The organism is Nonomuraea salmonea (genome assembly GCF_042428605.1).
GTDB lineage: Bacteria > Actinomycetota > Actinomycetes > Streptosporangiales > Streptosporangiaceae > Nonomuraea > Nonomuraea salmonea.
In genome coordinates, this window is sequence record NZ_JBHMCF010000003.1 from 847377 (window position 1) to 864656 (window position 17280).

The following is a 17280-nucleotide window of genomic DNA, read 5'->3' on the forward strand; positions in this document are numbered from 1 at the left end:
ACGGGCCCGGCGCCTGAGTGACGTCCCGGATCTACTCGTCGCGGACCTCCGGCGGTTCTTCGGCCGGATGCGCTGACGATCGGCGCGGCCGGATCTGGTGGCAAGATCTGGAAGAATGCCACCTATGGCACGGTTTATCGGTTTCGGCAATGTAGTCCTGCCCGTGCGGGATCTGCCCGCCAGCATCGCGGCATGGACCGCGTTGCTGGGCGGACCACCCGCGTTCCAGAGCGACGATTTCGCGGCGTTCTCCGGTGACGGCGTGGAGATCGGGCTCACGGCGGCGCCCTGGGTAGATCATCCGCTGGTCTTTTGGGCGGTCGAGGATATCGAACAGGAGCATCGCGCACTGGTCGCCGCCGGGGCGACGGCGATGACCGAGATCTCCGACGGATCGCTCGCCGAGGTCGGTACCGCCGAGGCCGCCGCGGGGGACAACATCGACCCGGCAACCGGCATCGTGGACATGCCCGGAGCCCGGCTGGCCGTCCTGAAGGCGGCCGACGGCAACCTGATCGCCATCACTCAAGAGGTCCCGATGGACTGGTCGGCCGACCAGTCGTGAGATCGGGCGTACCCGAGCTGTCCCGGAGGGTACTGAACCGGACACTCCTGGAGCGGCAACTGCTGGCCCGGCGCGTTCCTCGTACTCCGCTGGAGGCGATCGAGCACCTCGTGGCGATGCAGGCACAAATGCCCAACGGACCTTATGTGGGGTTGTGGGCGCGGTTGGAGAACTTCCGGCACGATGACCTGACGGCCCTGCTCGAGAGCCGCGACGTGGTGCACGCCACTATGCTGCGCTGTACCCAACACCTTGCCAGCGGCGAGGACTTCCGTTGGCTGTGGCCGACGGTCGCGCCCGCTGTGCGGAAAGCCTTGACCGACGCGTACTACGCCACGCAGATCGAGGGGATGGATCTCGACGAGCTCGCCCGCGTCAGCCGACAGCTACTGACCGGAAAGACGCTCACCCGCCGGGATCTCGGCCAGTTGCTCACCGACCGATTCCCCGGCCGCGCCCCTGGCCGGCTGGCCGAGGCCATCGAGCTGCTGGAGGCGTTGGTGCATCCACCACCCCACTCCATCTGGGGCCGGTGGGGGCATCGGCGTGGGACACCGGTCACCCTGGCTGACGAATGGCTCGGCCGCCCGCTGACCGACGCGCCACAACCGGAGACGATGGTCCTGCGCTACCTCGCCGCGTTCGGTCCAGCCAGTGTCATGGACATCCAGGCCTGGTCGGGATCGACCCGGCTCCGCAAGGTCGTCGAAGGGTTGCGGCCGAAACTGCGCGCCTTCCGGGACGAGCAGGGAGGCGAACTGCTCGACCTGCCCGACGCACCGCTGGGCGAACCGGACCGACCAGCGCCGGTCCGGTTCCTGCCCGCCTTCGACAACGCCGTCCTCGGGTACCGGGACCGGACCCGCGTGATCAGCGAGGAGAATCGCCGGCGGATCGCGCCCAGGGCCTCCGGGGGCGTGCCCTTGTTCCTCGTCGACGGCTTCGCGGAAGGCAGCTGGACGCTCACGAACGGCCACCTGCACATCACACCGTTCCGGCCACTGTCGGGCTCCGAAAAAGCAGCGGTACGAGACGAGGCCGCCCGCCTGCTCGCGTTCGTCGCCCCAGACAACACCGAACCGTCGTTCACATTGGAGTAAGCCCGACCGGGACTCGGGCCAGGGCGAACCGGTCGAGGTTCATCACCTCGCCCCGCGCCGCGACGAAGTCGCGAACGGGCCCGCGAGGAGGATCGGAACGAATTCGGCGGTAGCCCGGCGGCAGCGCCCGCATCTGCCCGTCAGCGTCGGCGTCCGGCGGCGGCACCATCCCGGTCACCGCGGCCACCGCCTCCTTCAGCTCTGGCCCAAGCCCCGGACCGACGCCAAGGGCCGTCGGCGCACCCGCCCGAGCCCATGTCCCGAACCGGCGTCGCGGTGCCGGCGCTCGGCCTCAGGTGCCGCGGACGGCCGGGCGGGTGGTCAGGACAGGCGGAACCGGAGGTCGGTGAGGAAGTTGGCGGGGTCGTTCTCGACGCGGGGGTCGGTGTTGTAGACCTCCAGGCGGCAGCCCCAGTGCTCGGCACCGTCGCCCTCGGTCATGTCCCACTTCAGGCCCTGCTCCTCGCCCCACGCCAGCAGGACACGGGTGGCCTCGACCAGGCCGTCGAAGTGGCCGCGGTGGGTGAGGGTGGCGTAGCGGCCGGCGGGCAGGACGGCGGCGAAGTAGTCGCCCTCGACCTCCACCGGCCCCGCGACCGGCACCCCGGCCTGCATCACCAGCCCGTCGCCTTCGGTGTCGAAGCTCTCGTAACGCAGGAACGGCGCCCCGGCGATGGCGGCACCGCGTCCCAGCAGCCAGCCGGCGATCTCGCCGATCCGGTCCGCGACGACCGGGATGGTGTTCATGGTGATGGCGCCGCGCACCCCGACGTACGGACGGTCGGGGAGTTCCACGATCTCAGGCACAGGTGAAACCTCCTTCTCCCTCAATCAGACCGGCCAGGCCCGCGAAACTCATCGCACGCCTACGCGACGACCGCGGCGACCACCAGAGCGAGCGCGACGACCAGCGCCGCGATCGAGTCGTACGACCACGTCACCCGGGCGGGCCCGGCCTCCTTGGAGCGGCGCTTGGCGGACTCGGCGCGGTCGCGGATCTGGTCGCCCACCCAGTCGGCGTGGGTCTTGCCCGCGAACGCCTCGGCCGCCGCCTGCTCGCCCTTCGACAGGGCCGGCTCGGTGGCGAAGCGCCCCCGCTGCTGGGCGGGGGCGCCGCGGCGCTGCGCCTTGGCCCGTTCGCGCGCGCTGCTCATCGGCGTCCACAGCCGCAGCACCTGGTCGTCGCCGTAGCGGACGTTGATCGAGTGGGAGACGCCGACGTCGTCGATGGAGGCCCACGGCAGGAACGTGGTGCGGAACGGGTTGCGCCCCACCAGCCCCTCCTCGGTGAGCACGGTGGCGGGCCGCAGCGCGACCGCGTAGACCAGCGCGGTCAGCACGGCGAGCACGGCCAGCGCCACCAGCGACGCCTTGCCGCTGAAGCGGACGACCAGGTCGACGACGTTGAGCGCGACGAACACCAGCCAGATCCACGCCAGGACATAGGCGGTCTTGGAGCGGTAGGTCTGCTTCACGGCTGCCACTTGAGCCGTGCGAACCCGGGCTTGATCACGCCGTTGATGAGCGCCAGCCGCTCGTCGAACGGCAGGAACGCCGACTTCATCGCGTTGACCGTGAACCACTGCAGGTCGTCCCAGCCGTAGCCGAACGCCTCGACCAGCTTGCGGAACTCGTCCGACACGGTGGTGGAGCTCATCAGCCGGTTGTCGGTGTTGACCGTGACGCGGAAGTGCAGGCGCCGCAGCAGCCCGATGGGGTGCTCGGCGATCGACGCGGCGGCGCCGGTCTGCAGGTTGGAGGTGGGGCACATCTCCAGCGGGATGCGCTTGTCGCGGACGTACGCCGCGAGCCGCCCCAGCTTGGCCGTGCCGTCCTCGGAGACCGAGATGTCGTCGATGATGCGCACGCCGTGGCCGAGCCGGTCGGCGCCGCACCACTGGATGGCCTGCCAGATCGACGGCAGCCCGAACGCCTCGCCAGCGTGGATGGTGAAGTGGGCGTTCTCCCGCTGCAGGTATTCGAACGCGTCGAGGTGGCGGGTGGGCGGGTAGCCGGCCTCGGCGCCCGCGATGTCGAAGCCCACCACGCCGCCGTCGCGGTAGCGGACCGCGAGCTCGGCGATCTCGCGGGAGCGCGCCTGGTGGCGCATGGCGGTCAGCAGCGTGCCGACGCGGATGCCGCGCCCCTGGGAGCCGCGCTCGAACCCGTCGAGCACGGCCTCCACCACCTGGTCGAGGCTGAGGCCCCGGGTGGTGTGCTGTTCGGGGGCGAAGCGCACCTCGGCGTAGACCACGCCGTCGGCGGCCAGGTCTTCCGCGCACTCCTGGGCGACCCTGGCGAGCGACTCGCGGGTCTGCATGACGGCGACCGTGTGGTCGAAGGTCTCCAGGTAGCGTTCGAGCGAGCCGGAGTCGGCCGCCTCCTCGAACCACTGGCGCAGGTCGTCGGGGTCGTGGGTGGGCAGCCGGCCGTAGTCGGTCTCCCGGGCCAGCTCGACGATCGTCTCGGCGCGGAGCCCGCCGTCGAGGTGATCGTGCAGCAACACCTTGGGAGCCCGCCGGATCTCGTCAAGCGTGGGGCTCATCCGCCCATGATATGAGGACGGCCCGGCTTTCACTCGCCCCCACCGGGCGCGATCCCGGCGCGCGGCCCGCCGTCAGTCGCGTCCTGCGGCCTCGGGGGCGAAGGCGGGCAGGCACACCGCGATGTACTCGGCGCCCTCGGGGCCGACGCTGTAGCGGACCTTCTCGCCCGGCGAGGTCACCACCGACTGGCCGGCGTCGACCCGCGTGGTGCCCTCGGCGTGCTCGACGAGCACGGTGCCGCGCAGGACCACGGTGTACTCGGTGAAGGCCGGCGTCTGCGCGGGCTCCTCCCACCCGGGCGGCGCGGTCATGTGGGCGATGGACACCGCCTCGTCGCCGCTGTTGACGCGGCCCACGTGCTCGTCGATCACTTTGCCACCGGGTACGGGGATGCGCGAGGCCCCCTCGATCTTTCTCACCACGACGGTCAGTGTGCCACGTCGAGCACGAGCCGATCCGGCGACCCCTGCTCGGTGACCCGGAACCCGGCCCGCCGGTCGAGCGCCAGCCCGATCCCGACGCGGCCCTCGAAGTCGCCGGTCCTGACGACCTTGGTGAGGTTGCCGAGCCCGGCGGCGTAGACGGGGCCGCCGCCCCAGGTGGGCTCGCCCTCGTCGTCGTGGGCGTGCGCGGGGAAGAGCGTGAGCTGCAGGTACGCGCCACCGCGTACGTCGATGGGCTTGCCCGAGCCGTCCTGGACGAACCCGTCCACCCATTTCACGTCATATCCGGGTATGCCGCCGCGCAGGTCGACCACGAGCCGGTCATAGGTGTCGTGAGCCGCATACCGTACGTTCGTCACGACCGCCGGCTCCATGCCGCCCCGATCGACCTCCACCTCGGCCGTACGCGTCGGGCCCGGCTGCGCGGCCGGCCCGGAGGACGACGGGCTCTGCGGCAGCGTGGCCTGCTGCGCGGTGCCGCACGCGGTCAGCACGCTGAGCAGGACGAGTGGGAACAGCGGGCGGACACTCGGCGGGCGCATGACCGGTATTTGCCCAGCGTACGAGTCTGCAAGCGCTCATCTCCCGACGACTCCCCGATGCGCCTCCGCCAGCGCGGCGAGCCCCTCCGGCGTGAGCCGCAGATAGAGCCCACGGTCCACGTCGAGCACGAGCGGCGTCCCCTTGCCCCTGACCACGACCTGGATGTCGCACTCCAGGTAGGTGTTGACGTGCTCCTGTTCCAGGTAGTTGCGTTCGAGCACGTCGCCGTTGCGCGACCCGGCCTCCGCCCTGGTCTTGGAGGCGCCGCCGACGCCGCCGTACCCGACGGTCGGCGGCCCTTCGTGCCCGCCGCCGGACTCCGCGCCCCCGTCCGACGGGTTGCGCAGGTTGCCGGAGACACCGGCGCGGGCGGCCAGGCCGCGGCCCTCGCCCTGGCCGTGCCCTGACGTGTCCAGGGTCTGCGCGTAGACGCGCTGCTTGACCCGCGCCTCGGCGACCTCGCGGACGCCGGTGACCTCGATGCCGACCGTGCCGACGCCGGGCAGCTCGTACGCGTGCCCCAGCAGGGACCCGAGGTGCGCCCGCATGGTCCGTTCCTTGGTGGCCTCGGTCAGCGCGATGCCGTCCTGACGGGACAGCTCGAACCCGCCGGGCCGGTCGGCCACCGCCGGCGCCTCGCCGCGCAGCCTGGGCGGCACCGAGGCCAGCGGCGCCCACTCCTCGACCAGCCTGGCGGCGGGGAAGGCGACCTGGCTGACGTCACCCTTGGGCACCGCGTCGCCGAGCATGGCGGTCAGCGGGCCAGGCCCGCCCTGCTCCGCCCAGCGCGGCCGGGTGGCGACGACCTCCGTGTGCGCCGCGACCGGCGTGCCGTGCGGGACCTCCGTGGTCAGGTGGCCCGCCACCAGCAGGCCGACCTCGCCGTGCGCCACCGCGCCGGACGTCGTGGTGACGCCGACGTGCCGGTCGAAGAGCCGTACGGCGCCGTCGTGGCCGGTCAGCTCGCCCGCCTTGAGCAGCATGCCGCGGGCCGCGCCCTGCACCGGCTCCATGACGGGGCTGACCTTGGAGCGTTCGAGCGTGATGTCGTACGTGACAGGATGCCGGAACTCCTGCGGCGCCTCCCGGGTCTGGAAGCGGTTGATGTCCTTGACGTTGGTGCCGCGGGCATCCACGGCGTGACCGTCGCGGGAGGTGGTGACCCCGGCCTCGCCGCCGGCGATGTCGCCGTCCGAGGTCCTGATGTAGCGGGCGAGCACCTCCTTGCCGCGGTCCGACCCCTTCTCCTGGAGGTTCAGGTCGCCGCCGAGCCGCTCGCTGCGCAGCATGAGCCCCGTGTCGGCCCGCTCACCGACGTGCACCCCGTCGCCCAGCCTGGCCGTGACCCTGATCCCCACGCGCTCGGTGACCCGGCCCGCCTCGTCGGTGACGAACAGCCAGGACGTCACGCCGTTCCCGCGCAGCTCGCCCAGCTTCGTCCCGAGCGCCTCCTGTCCGAAGTGGCCGCGCAGCTGCTCGGCCACCGGGTGGGCGGTCAGCTCCTGGCCGGGGAAGAGCAGCCCCTCGCCGCGCAACGTCTCCACGATCGCGGGCAGGACGCCGCGCGCGTCGAGGTGGTGCACGGAAGCGGTGCTCATCGCCGCCTCGGGCGCCACATAGGTACGAGCGACGTCCGCGGGCTGCTCGGGAGCCTGCTCAGGGGCCTGCTCGGGGGCCTGCTCCGGGGCGTGTCCCGGCTCGGGGGCGGGAGGTTCTGGGACGTCCAGGTCGTGGCGGCGGGCCACCTCGTCGGGCAGCACGATGTCCATGATGTCGGACACGCGCAGGTGAACGGGCTCCCCGTGCTCGACGACCGTCCCGGCAGTCCTGCTGGGCGTCACGGTCAGCACCAGGTCGCCCCGGTACCAGTGCGAGACGCCGCCGTCCCCGTACGTGACCCGGCTGATGTCCCCGCCGCCCCGGTACGAGCTCTCCAGCGACATCCGCTTGGCCGCGGCGTGCCCGCCCACCCGGGCCAGCACCTTGTGCTCGGTCCCCGTCACCGGGTGACCGCCCTCGGGGGAGCCGCCGAGCGTGACCCGCACGCCGGCCCGCGCGTGCCCGCCGACGCCGCGCGCGCCCCGCTCCCCCTCGACGACGCGCGAGTTGCTGTTCGCGTACGCCTCGTGCTCGACCCCGGTCTCCGACTTCACGTACGTCATTCCCGCCACGTCGGCCTGCACGTGCAGCTCGTAGCGCCGGCCGCCGTGCTCGGCCACCACGTGCCGCAGCCCGCCGGGATGGGACGTGATCATGGTCTCCAGGGTGATGACGTCCACGACGTTCTCGATCGTCACCGGCACGTCCAGGCGCCCCGCAGGCACCGGTAGGTCCGCCCAGGCGGCGTGCACCTCGGCCACCGCCCGCGCCAGGTCCGGCATCGCGCCCAGGCGGACGATCGCGTGCAGCCGGTCGTCGTGCGCCCACACGTCGCGGGGCGGCCCGTCGAGCCGCTCCACGCGGCCCACGGTCGTGACGTCACCGGCCAGCAGCGGCGTCTCCTGCAGGTGCGGCTCGGGGACGACGATCTCCGCCCGGCTGCCGTCCACCCGCCACGACGTGTCGGCCACCACCGCGCCGTCCTTCGAGACCCGCAGCTGGACGTCGAACGACAGGTCCCTGGTGAAGGTGAAGCCGCCGCCCGCCTCCGTGCGGTCGTATCGCGTGTGCCCCGCGCCGACCGCGACCGTCTCCGCTTTGGAGCCGCTCGCGATGCCCGCGATGTTGGGGGCGTCCACCTTCAGCACGCCCTCGGGCAGGCCGGTCCTGAGCGCCCTGCCCACGTCCACCCGCGCCACGGCGGCCACCTCGCCGCGCACGCCGTGCGAGACCTCGCGCTGGCTGGTGCCGTTCCAGGAGGTGATCCTGCGCTCGTTGATCGTCACGGCCGTCGCGCCGACCTCGTGCCGGGGGCCGAGCACGCCCTGCGCCACGACCTCGACCGTGTGGCCGGCGATCGTGGTCTCGTACCTGATGCCGTGCAGCGCGTACGTCAGGTCCGCCTCCAGGGCGGCGCCCCCGTACCTGAGCTCCAGGTCGCGGACGATCTGCCGCCTGATGTTCTGCGGCAGGTCCGGCAGCGCCCCCTCGACGGCCTGGCGCAGCTCGGCGAACAGCCGCGTGTCCGCGTGCACCCTGACGCCGGTGCCGAGTCCTGGCCCGCGACCGGCGGCGAGCGTCCTGGGCTCCAGCGGGTGCGGGTCGTAGCCCGTCCTGCCGGATGCGAACTCCTGGCGTACGCGCTCCATCTCGCGGTGCAGGCCGGCCAGCTCGTGCTGGATCCTGTTGAACTCGCCGGGCGGCCGCAGGTCGTGGCCGAAGACGTCCCGTTCGAGGCCGGGCGCGTCGCGCGTCGGCAGGGCCAGCTCGGCCGGCACGTCCACGGTGAACGTGCCCATCGTCTCCGTCTCGACCTTCAGGCGCAGGTGGGCGTCGTACATGGTGAGGTCGGCCCGGCTGGTGACCACGGTGTGGTTGCCGTGCGCCCGGTTCGCCGTCGCGACGTGGTCGGAGCCGAACCCGAAGCCGACGATGCCGCGCCCGATCGCCTCCGCCCAGTGGCCGGCGCGCACGCCCAGCCTGCCGCCCACGTGCAGGTTGAGGTCCCTGCCCTGCCGGTACGCCACGCCTTCCGCGTTGCGCCGCCCGAGGTCGTCGCGGAGCATGCCCTCGACGGGAGGCCGCCCGTCGCCGTCCACCCGCTCGATCCTGGTCACCTCGCCGGTGATCCTGATCGACTCCTCCGCCGACCGCAGCGCCGACGCCCTGAACCTGACCGCCTCCGTGACCGCCCCGCTCGACAGCAGCGCCTGACTGCGGTTCTTGATGCCCTGCTCGTGCAGGATGGTCGAGGTGAGGTGGTCGATGATCTTGACGACCTCGCGGGCGGGCACGCCCTCGGCGAGCGCGCGGCGCTGCACCTCCAGCACCAGCGGCGTCAGGTCGAGGCCGCTGACCGTGATGCCGTGGTCGCGGAACCTGCCCGCCGCCCCCTGCGGCACCTCGTGGCGCGGGCGGGCCGGCGGGTGGTCGGACGGGCGCGGCGGGCCCTCCCTGGTGAACTGCTCGGGGAAGGGCAGGGTCACCGCCAGGTCCTGGATCTTGCCGGCGGTCGCGAGCTTCGCGCCGTCGCGGTAGACGTCCACGGCGACGTCGGCGAGGAAGTAGTCGTGTTTGGGGCTGATGACCTTGTGGCCGCTCATCAGCTCGATGCTGCTGGTGTGCGTGGTCCTGGAGGTGTCGAGCAGTCCGGTACGCGGCAGCGCCGTCGACTCCTCGGCCGCGTCGGGCGACTCGGTCAGGTTGCGGACGAGGCCGCCGCTCACCTCCCTCGACGTGGCGCGTACCGACTTGCCCTCCACGCCGTCGCCGCCGAACGCGACCGGCTTCTCCGGTGCCAGGTCCGGGTGCTCCACATGGGTGAACCCCTCGGGGCGCAGCTTGACGTAGATCGCCTTGTCCCCGACGTCCAGGGCCGCGCCCTTCGCCAGGCGCTCGGTCCAGGCGTCGCGGTCACCGTCGGCGAGCACCTGCTCCAGCCAGTCGCGGACGGCCGCCCGCTCCCGCTTCGTCGCGCCCTCGATCCCGTCGGCCAGCGCCCGCGCCGCCGCCTTGGCGTCCTGCGGCACCTTGACGTCATGCACGGCCGTCTCCCCGAGCGCCCCGATCTCGGTGGTACGCGGCGGCCGCACCGTCCCCCGCCCCGGCTCACCCGCATCAGGCCGCGCCACCCCGTCAGGCCGCGCCACCTGACCGGTCCCGTCAGGCCGCACCACCGAGGCACCGCCCTCCGGGGCGTGCGCCGGAGGGATCGCGTTGATGCCCTGCTGCTGTGAACCGGGCTGCTGGTGGGCGGGCTGCTGGTGGGCGGGCTGCGGGTCCGGGCTCGACGCGAGCGTGGTCGTGGGGACCTGCCCGGCCTCATGCGCCGCCCCACCGGAACGGGGTTCGCCGCCGCTCGCTGCGGAGCCGGGGTCGGGGACGCCGGCTCCGGAGCGCTGGTCCGGGGTGCCGGAGGCCGGCTCCCCCACGCCGGGGCCCGGGTCGCCCGTACCGGCGCCTGGGCTCGGGCCACCGGGGCCGGGATCGGGGGTAGGGGGAAGGCCGCTTGAGGTGGTCGGTGGGATCTCGGGAGGCAGACCTCTGACCAGGTGCTGGCCGTCGGCGCCGAGTGCGCTGGACGTGATGCCCTTGGCCAGCATGTCCCAGCTGAAGTGCCCCTGCGCCAGCATGGTGCCGGCCGTGGTGAGGCCGCCGGTGACGGCGTACTGGGCGGCCTGACCGTACAGGGAGGAGTTGGCCGCGGCGAGCAGCTTCTCGAACGTGGACATCTCCGCCCGGGTCAGCCCGGCCCGCAGGGCGGGCGTGGCGAGCCGGGACAGCGCGCCCGACATCAGCCCCATCATGCCGCCCATCGCGCCGCCGCTCGCCGCCGAGATCGCGAGCTGCTTGACGTCGAACTCGTCCCTGCGGTTGGTCAGCTGCAGCGCCTGGATGCCCGCGTCCATCCCGCCCATGATCCCGGCGAAGATGGCGATGTTGCGCAGTGTGCGCCGGGCGATCTGCGCGACGGTCAGCCGCGCGATCTGCACGCGCGGCGGGATCAGGCCCAGGGCCGCGGGATTGGTGACGGCGAGGTGCAGCAGCACCACCAGGGTCGCGATCAGCAGCCACACGGTGGCCTCGATCATGTACTTGGCGTACTGGATCTGCACGCCCACGCCGTTGAGCGCGACGGCGGTGTTGACCAGCCGCTCGACGAAAGTGGCCACCTTCTCGTCGGCCGTCTTCCTGACGTGGCCGACGAAGGCGAGGTGCGCGTCACCGTCCCAGTCGGCGCCGATGAGCCGGGCGCCGGCGGGCAGGTGGGCGTCGGTGCCCTCGACGATGCGGTACGCGGCCGTGATGCACGCGTCGGCCATCCGGAAGCAGCCGCTCTCGTCGCCTTCCGGCCAGTCCATGCCGACGACCCAGCCCACGTACGGCTTGGCCCAGTCGGGCGTGAGGAACCCGTCGAAGCCCATGGTCGCTCAGTCGTGGCGGGCGGGCGGCTGGTCGGCGGCGTCGTAGTTGCGGCTGGAGACGTGCAGGCCGGTGGTGAGGTCGTCGAGGTCGTCCAGAAGGTCCTTGAAGGCGTCCTCGATGGCCTGCTCCATGCCGGGCAGCTTCTTGGTCAGCTCGGCGCCGTACATGTCGTCGCCGAGCGTCTTCCTGTCCAGGTCGAAGGCTGCGCGCAGGGCGGTTCTCGCCTCCTCGGCGTTGCTCTTCAGCTCCTGGTAGACGCCGCTGTGCCGGCGCAGCGCCGCCGCGCGTACGGTGAATCCGTCGCTCACCGGGAACCCTTCCGCGGGCCGGGGAGGAACGCGTCGAGCCCCTGTCCGAAGACCCCGTCGAGGAGCTCGGGGTCCGGCATGAGCGGCTCCATGAGCGTCCTGCTCTGCTCGGCGACCTCGCCCGCCGCCGCCTCGGCCTGCCGCATGATGGCCTCGGCCAGCTCGGACGGCGACAGGCTGCGGTAGACGCGCGGGTTCAGCTCGATGCCGCGCAGCCGCCCGTTGGGGCCGACGGTGACGCTGACCATGCCGTCCTTCGAGCGCGAGGTACGCTCTACGGCGTTGTACTCCGCGTACGTCTCCCGCAGCCGGGCGACCTGCCGGTCGATCTCCCGCGCCATCTCCTCGATCGTCGCCTCGAACGCGTCGGCCACCGATGCACTCTCCCCCTGTGAATGATCACAGGGATCGTAATATGACAGGAACGGACACGACGTCACATTCGGGCGCTGTTAGCAGAGAATTAACTTCTCTGACGCAAAGCCAGGCCACTGAGCAATCTGCGAAGATTACACCGTTTCGTAGGTCCGCACCGGCTCCGCCGCCGGGACCGCCTTGCGCGCCCGCAGCCCCGTCGCCGAGATCGCCAGCCCGACCAGCGCCAGCACCAGCGACACCACGATCGCCGCGCGCAGCGAGCCGATCGAGAGCGTCTCGCCGCCGCCCGAGGTGAGCACGGCGGTCACCACGGCCAGCACGATCGCGCCGCCCACCTGCCCTGAGGTGTTCAGCAGGCCGGAGGCGAGGCCCTGCTCGTCGTCGTCCACGCCGTTGGTGGCCTGGATGTTGAGCGCGGGGAACGACAGCGCGAACGCGATGCCCAGCAGGACCATGCCGGGGATCACCATGCCGCCCAGGCTGGGGGTGCGGTCGATGCCGAGGAAGATCGCGTAGCCGCCGGCCAGCGCCGCCGCGCCGACCACGATGAGCTTGCCGGTGCCGAACCTGTCGGCGAAGTCGCCCATCTTGGTCGAGGTGAGCGCGACCAGCACGCCGGCGGGCAGGAACGCCATCGCGGTGCCGAGTGCCGACCAGCCCAGCAGGTTCTGGAAGTACTGCATGGCCACGAACTGGAAGGCCACGTACGAGCCCATGAGGATGACCAGCCCGAGGTTGGCCCGCACGATGTGCCCGGAGCGCAGGATGCCCAGCCGCACCAGCGGGTGGCGCACCTTCAGCTCGGTGAACACGAACAGCCCGAGCAGCGCGGCCACCCCGGCGAGCGAGCCGATCGTCCGCACGGACGCCCATCCGGCCTCGGGAGCCTGCACGACCGTGAAGACCAGCAGCAACATGGATCCGGTGATCGTCACGGCGCCGACGAGGTCGTGGCCGCCCTCGGCCCGCTCCTCACGGCCGCGCGGCAGCACCTTCAGCGCGGCGATCAGCGCGATGACCGCGACGGGCACCGGCATCAGCAACGTCCACCGCCAGCCGATCTCGGTCAGCAACCCCGACAGCACCAGGCCGAGCGAGTAGCCGCTCGCGCCCGAGGCGGTGAAGAAACTCAGCGCCTTGTTGCGCTGCGGGCCCTCGGGAAACGTGGTCGTGATGATCGACAAGGCGGCCGGGGCGGTGAACGCGGCGGCCACGCCCTTCACGAACCTCGCGGCGATCAGCAACCCGCCGTCGTCCACCACGCCGCCCAGCAACGACGCCACGGCGAAGACGCCCAAAGCGACCAGGAACACCCTGCGCCGCCCGAGCAGGTCGGCGGTCCTGCCGCCGAGCAGCAGCAGCCCGCCGTAGCCGAGCACGTAGCCGCTGACCACCCACTGCAGCGAGGACGTGGTCAACCCCAGGTCGTGCTGGATGGCGGGCAGCGCGACACCCACCATCGAGACGTCAAGCGCGTCAAGAAAGATCACTGCGCAGAGCACGGCCAAAGCGGCCCAGCGCGAAGAAGGAGAAGTCATGAGCCAGAACAATACATGCACCCGCATCTATTGCAAGCGCATTTAATGCCGTTGCATGAGAGTTGGGCTGGTGGTAACCTCCGCGACATGGACGCGGACGACGTGGTCGAGACCTGGCACTACGTCCTGGCCAAGCACGCCAAGACGATGTGCGCGCTGGAGCGCGAGCTGGGCGCCCGGCACGGGCTGGGACCCAGCGAGTTCGAAGTGCTCGACCGGATCGTCCATCACGACCGCAAGCTGCGCATCCAGGAGCTGTGCGACGAGGTCCACCTGAGCCAGAGCGCGCTGTCGCGGGTGGTGGGCCGCCTGGAGAAGGCCGCGCTCGTCTCGCGCGACGTCTGCCGCGACGACCGGCGCGGGGTCTACGTCCGCATCACCGACCAGGGCCGCGCCCGCCACGCCGAGGCCGTGCCCACCCATCGCGCCGTCCTCGCCGAGATCTTCAGCGAAGCCCCCGCCCTCACGAACTGACCTCCGCACCCCGCGCTCCCCGCCTTCCTTGCGAAGGCGGGCATTCGTCATGTCTTCCCTCAGGCTCGTGCATTCCGCTTGAGGCGTGCATACCGAGTATGCATACTTAGTACGCATGTCGGTCGATGGAGGAGCGATGACGTTCGTACAACTGGCCGATGTGGCCAGGGTGCACGGTGAAGGGGCGGCGGCCGTGCACGCGCTGAAAGGCGTGCGCCTCGAGGTGGGGCTGGGGGAACTGGTCGCGGTCATGGGCCCGTCGGGGTCCGGCAAGTCGACCCTGCTCAACCTCGCGGGCGGCCTCGACCGGCCCACGTCGGGGACGGTGCACCTCGACGGGCAGGACCTCGCCACCGTACGTGACCTGGCGGCGCTGCGGCGGCGCAGCGTCGGCTACGTCTTCCAGGACCTCAACCTGATCCCGTCGCTGACGGCGGCGGAGAACGTGATGCTGCCCCGCGAGCTCGACGGCGTGCGCTCAGGCCGGGCCCGCGAGGAGGCCATGGCCGCCCTGGCGGAGGTCGACGGGGCTGATCTGGCCGGCCGCTTCCCCGAGGAGCTGTCCGGCGGCCAGCGCCAGCAGGTCGCGATCGCCCGCGCGCTGATCGGTGAGCGGCGGTTGCTGCTGGCCGACGAGCCGACCGGCGCCCTCGACACGCGTACCGGCGACGAGATCCTGCGCACGTTACGGGCACGCTGCGACGCGGGGGCCGCAGTGCTGCTCGTCACCCACGAGCCGCGGTACGCCGGCTGGGCCGATCGGGTGGTGTTCCTGCGTGACGGGATGCTCACCGAGTCCACGGACGTGCCGCTGGAGAGCGCTCGATGAGCGCGATGCGCGCCGCGCTGCGCATCTCCCGCCGCAGCGCGTGGCGGGCCAAGGGCCGAAGCGCGCTCATCATGGTGATGATCGCACTGCCCGTCCTGGTGATCACGGGGGTCGCCACGTGGTTCGCCACCGGGAGCGTCTCCGGGCTGGAGATGGTGGAGACCGAGCTGGGCACGGCCGACGCCCGCCTCGTGCAGTTCCCCGAAGGCACGAGGATTCACCAGGAGCCGCGCGGCACGGTCTGGCAAGGAGACGGCGACAAGGGGGTCATCCCCGAGCGCAGTGCCGCCGAGGTGGCGGCGCTGCTCGCGCCGGGCACCCGGGCCATCCCCTGCAACGCCGGCGAGATCGAGCTGAGCACCGGGCGGATCGACGCGCTGGAGACCGACCTGCGCGACCCCCTCACCAAGGGCATGCTGACACCGGCCGAGGGCAGGCTGCCCACCGGGCCGGGCGAGGTCGCGGTGACCCCCGCCACCGGCCTGCGGCCCGGCGACCTCCTGCGGCCGACCGGCGCGGCGCCGCTGAAGGTGGTGGGCGTGGTCGAGCACCCGTACCGGCCGACGCTGCGGCAGGTCGTCGGGCCCGACCTCCCGGTGGTGCGGTCGAAGATGATCAACTACAGGACCGAGTACGGCGCCGCCTGGCTCGTCGACACCCCCGGCCCGGTCACCTGGACGGACGTGGCCGCGCTGAACACCGCCGGCATCCACGTCACCTCCCGCGACATGCTCGTGAACGTGCCCGACAGGACGGCTGTGCGCGGCCTGCCGCAGACGGTCGCGCTCGGCGCCATGGTGATCATGCTCGTGCTGGAGACCGTGCTGCTGGCCGGCCCCGCCTTCGCGGTCGGGCTGCGGCGACGGCGGCGGGAGCTGGCCGAGATCGCCGCGCAGGGCGGCTCGGCCGGGCACCTGCGGCTGATCGTGCTGGCCGACGGCCTGGTGCTCGGCGGCACGGCCACGCTGGTGGCGGCGGCGCTGGGCGTCGGCGCGGGAGGGCTGGCCGCCGAGATCGGGGCGCACTGGGGCGGGCAGGTCGGCCCGCTGGACGTGCCGTGGCTCACGGTGCTCGGCGTCGCCGTGCTGGGCCTGGTCTCCGGGATCGTGGCGGCGCTGGTGCCCGCCGTGCAGGCGGCCCGGCAGGACACCGTGAGCGTGCTGGCAGGCCGCCCGCCCGCCGTGACCATCCGGCGCGGCTGGCCCCTGGCCGGGGGCGTGCTGGTGCTGGCCGGGCTGGTGGCGACCGTACTGGCCCGCCGCCAGCAGGACCCGGCGACGGTGTGGACCGCCGCGCTGCTGATCATGATCGGCCTGGTGGTGCTGACACCGTGGCTGATCGGCCTGACCGGGCACGTGGCCGGCCGCTTGCCGCTGTCGCTGCGGGTGGCCGTCCGCGACGCGGTGCGCCACCGCTCCAGGACGGCGAGCGCGGTGGCGGCCGTCACGGCGGTCACGGCCACGGTCGTCGCCGTGGGCATCAGCGCGCAGAGCGAGTACGTCGACCAGCAACGCGCCTACACCTCGGCGCGCCCGACCGGCACACTGGCCGTCTGGGGCGGCGTGATGAGCGACAGGACCTGGACCAGGCTGCGCGCCGAGGCGGTACGAGGGCTCCCAGGAGTGCCGCTCGCCTCGGGCTACCAGGTGCAGGACGCCCAAGGCCGCCGCTACGCCCTGCGCTATTCGGTGCGCTGGAACGGCACGCGCACCCGCCGTACGGTGGCCGTCGGCGACCAGCCCCTGCTCACCCTCCTGCAGGGACGCCACGACCCGCGGGCGGCCGCGGCGCTGGCCAGCGGCAAGGCCGTGGTGTTCGACCCGGCCGCGGTGCGCGACGGCAAGCTCCGGCTGCGGGCCGGCTCGACGTCGGGCCCGCCGCGCACCTTCGAGGTGCCCGCGGTGACGGCCACCCCCGCCGACGAGCACCAGGGCGGGGCGCTGCTGCCGCGCGGCCTGGTCGAACAGGCCGGTTTCACGACCCTGGAACGCCAGCTCTACGCCATGCACCGGCCGCCGGACACGCTGTCCGGCGACCTGCACAAGGTGACCTCCCGCGTGACGGTCGCCATGGAGGACGGCTACCGGCACCTGCCGAGCACCGGCCTGGGCGGCTGGCTCGTGGGTGCCCTGGTGCTGGTCGTCGGCGGCACGCTGGCCGCCACCGGCCTGGCCGCCGCCGACATGCGGCCCGAGCGCTCGACGATGATGGCGATCGGCGCCCCGCCGAGGACGTTGCGCATGGTCGTGGCCTGGCAGGCGCTCTACATCGCCGGTCTCGGCGCGCTGATCGGGCTGGCGGCGGGAGGGGTGACGGGCGTGGCGCTCAGCCGGCCGATGACGTCGCAGGGCTCCGGTGACCCGGCCACGCTCGCCCTGCCGTGGCCGTTCCTGGCCGCCGTCGTGGTGGGGCTGCCCCTGCTCGCGACCCTGGTGGCGCTGCTCACCAGGACCAGACTGTCCCTCGCGCCCCGGCGCTCGTGACGCACGACCCACCGGGCGCCGGTGGGTCGTGGGGTGACCAAGGGGCGCT

Annotated in this window: 15 protein-coding genes; 5 read left to right on the plus strand and 10 right to left on the minus strand. The window is 72.5% G+C overall.

Annotated features, from left to right (window positions below; translation table 11 throughout):
- Positions 1–124 precede the first annotated feature (124 nt).
- Positions 125–565: a VOC family protein gene (locus tag ACFFR3_RS05020; protein WP_020540396.1), complete on the plus strand. Its 441-nt coding sequence runs from the start codon at positions 125–127 to the stop codon at positions 563–565.
- 110 nt (positions 566–675) lie between these two features.
- On the plus strand, positions 676–1665 hold the full coding sequence (locus tag ACFFR3_RS05025; RefSeq protein ID WP_379482660.1) for a winged helix DNA-binding domain-containing protein: 990 nt from the start codon (positions 676–678) through the stop codon (positions 1663–1665).
- On the opposite strand, the gene ACFFR3_RS05030 is transcribed toward ACFFR3_RS05025, so the two are convergent.
- The 10 genes from ACFFR3_RS05030 to ACFFR3_RS05075 form a co-directional block, all read right to left on the minus strand.
- A complete protein-coding gene (locus ACFFR3_RS05030; RefSeq protein WP_345396128.1) occupies positions 1652–1852 on the minus strand; it encodes a hypothetical protein in 201 nt (66 codons plus the stop codon). The genes ACFFR3_RS05025 and ACFFR3_RS05030 overlap by 14 nt on opposite strands.
- A gap of 134 nt (positions 1853–1986) precedes the next feature.
- Positions 1987–2472, minus strand: coding sequence for a GyrI-like domain-containing protein (locus tag ACFFR3_RS05035; RefSeq protein WP_379482661.1), 486 nt, complete (start codon positions 2470–2472; stop codon positions 1987–1989).
- 59 nt (positions 2473–2531) lie between these two features.
- Positions 2532–3140, minus strand: a complete 609-nt coding sequence (locus ACFFR3_RS05040; RefSeq protein ID WP_345396124.1) for a PH domain-containing protein — start codon at positions 3138–3140, stop codon at positions 2532–2534.
- The gene (locus tag ACFFR3_RS05045) at positions 3137–4210 is read right to left on the minus strand and encodes an adenosine deaminase (protein WP_345409532.1); all 1074 of its coding nucleotides are present in this window, start codon (positions 4208–4210) and stop codon (positions 3137–3139) included. The genes ACFFR3_RS05040 and ACFFR3_RS05045 overlap by 4 nt, the downstream gene beginning before the upstream one ends.
- A 72-nt stretch (positions 4211–4282) precedes the next feature.
- The gene (locus ACFFR3_RS05050) at positions 4283–4633 is read right to left on the minus strand and encodes a cupin domain-containing protein (protein WP_364364927.1); all 351 of its coding nucleotides are present in this window, start codon (positions 4631–4633) and stop codon (positions 4283–4285) included.
- A gap of 5 nt (positions 4634–4638) precedes the next feature.
- The gene (locus ACFFR3_RS05055) at positions 4639–5196 is read right to left on the minus strand and encodes an AMIN-like domain-containing (lipo)protein (RefSeq protein WP_345396122.1); all 558 of its coding nucleotides are present in this window, start codon (positions 5194–5196) and stop codon (positions 4639–4641) included.
- Positions 5197–5232: 36 nt separating this feature from the next.
- Positions 5233–11220, minus strand: coding sequence for a proline-rich domain-containing protein (locus ACFFR3_RS05060; RefSeq protein ID WP_379482662.1), 5988 nt, complete (start codon positions 11218–11220; stop codon positions 5233–5235).
- Positions 11221–11226: 6 nt separating this feature from the next.
- Positions 11227–11529, minus strand: a complete 303-nt coding sequence (locus ACFFR3_RS05065; RefSeq protein ID WP_345396112.1) for a type VII secretion target — start codon at positions 11527–11529, stop codon at positions 11227–11229.
- Entirely contained in the window at positions 11526–11903 is a 378-nt protein-coding gene (locus ACFFR3_RS05070) for a YbaB/EbfC family nucleoid-associated protein (protein WP_345396109.1), read from the minus strand. The genes ACFFR3_RS05065 and ACFFR3_RS05070 overlap by 4 nt, the downstream gene beginning before the upstream one ends.
- A 135-nt stretch (positions 11904–12038) precedes the next feature.
- Complete coding sequence (locus ACFFR3_RS05075) at positions 12039–13397, minus strand: MFS transporter (protein ID WP_345396106.1); 1359 nt, start codon at positions 13395–13397, stop codon at positions 12039–12041.
- Between the two features lie 135 nt (positions 13398–13532).
- On the opposite strand from ACFFR3_RS05075, the gene ACFFR3_RS05080 reads away from it, so the two are divergent.
- The 3 genes from ACFFR3_RS05080 (at position 13533) to ACFFR3_RS05090 (ending at position 17231) form a co-directional block, all read left to right on the plus strand.
- Positions 13533–13919: a MarR family winged helix-turn-helix transcriptional regulator gene (locus ACFFR3_RS05080; protein WP_379482663.1), complete on the plus strand. Its 387-nt coding sequence runs from the start codon at positions 13533–13535 to the stop codon at positions 13917–13919.
- Positions 13920–14055: 136 nt separating this feature from the next.
- Positions 14056–14748 carry an ABC transporter ATP-binding protein gene (locus tag ACFFR3_RS05085; protein ID WP_364364910.1) on the plus strand — a complete coding sequence of 231 codons (693 nt, stop codon included), beginning with the start codon at positions 14056–14058 and terminating at the stop codon, positions 14746–14748.
- Entirely contained in the window at positions 14745–17231 is a 2487-nt protein-coding gene (locus tag ACFFR3_RS05090; RefSeq protein ID WP_379482664.1) for an FtsX-like permease family protein, read from the plus strand. The genes ACFFR3_RS05085 and ACFFR3_RS05090 overlap by 4 nt, the downstream gene beginning before the upstream one ends.
- The last annotated feature ends 49 nt before the right edge of the window (positions 17232–17280 follow it).

Excerpts from the sequence above, each read along its gene's own strand:
- ACFFR3_RS05090 (WP_379482664.1), top strand. The coding sequence starts at position 14,745 with ATGAGCGCGATGCGCGCCGCGCTGCGCATCTCCCGCCGCAGCGCGTGG.
- ACFFR3_RS05020 (WP_020540396.1), top strand. The coding sequence starts at position 125 with ATGGCACGGTTTATCGGTTTCGGCAATGTAGTCCTGCCCGTGCGGGAT.
- ACFFR3_RS05085 (WP_364364910.1), top strand. The coding sequence starts at position 14,056 with ATGACGTTCGTACAACTGGCCGATGTGGCCAGGGTGCACGGTGAAGGG.
- ACFFR3_RS05080 (WP_379482663.1), top strand. The coding sequence starts at position 13,533 with ATGGACGCGGACGACGTGGTCGAGACCTGGCACTACGTCCTGGCCAAG.
- ACFFR3_RS05055 (WP_345396122.1), bottom strand. The coding sequence starts at position 5,196 with ATGCGCCCGCCGAGTGTCCGCCCGCTGTTCCCACTCGTCCTGCTCAGC.
- ACFFR3_RS05045 (WP_345409532.1), bottom strand. The coding sequence starts at position 4,210 with ATGAGCCCCACGCTTGACGAGATCCGGCGGGCTCCCAAGGTGTTGCTG.
- ACFFR3_RS05060 (WP_379482662.1), bottom strand. The coding sequence starts at position 11,220 with ATGGGCTTCGACGGGTTCCTCACGCCCGACTGGGCCAAGCCGTACGTG.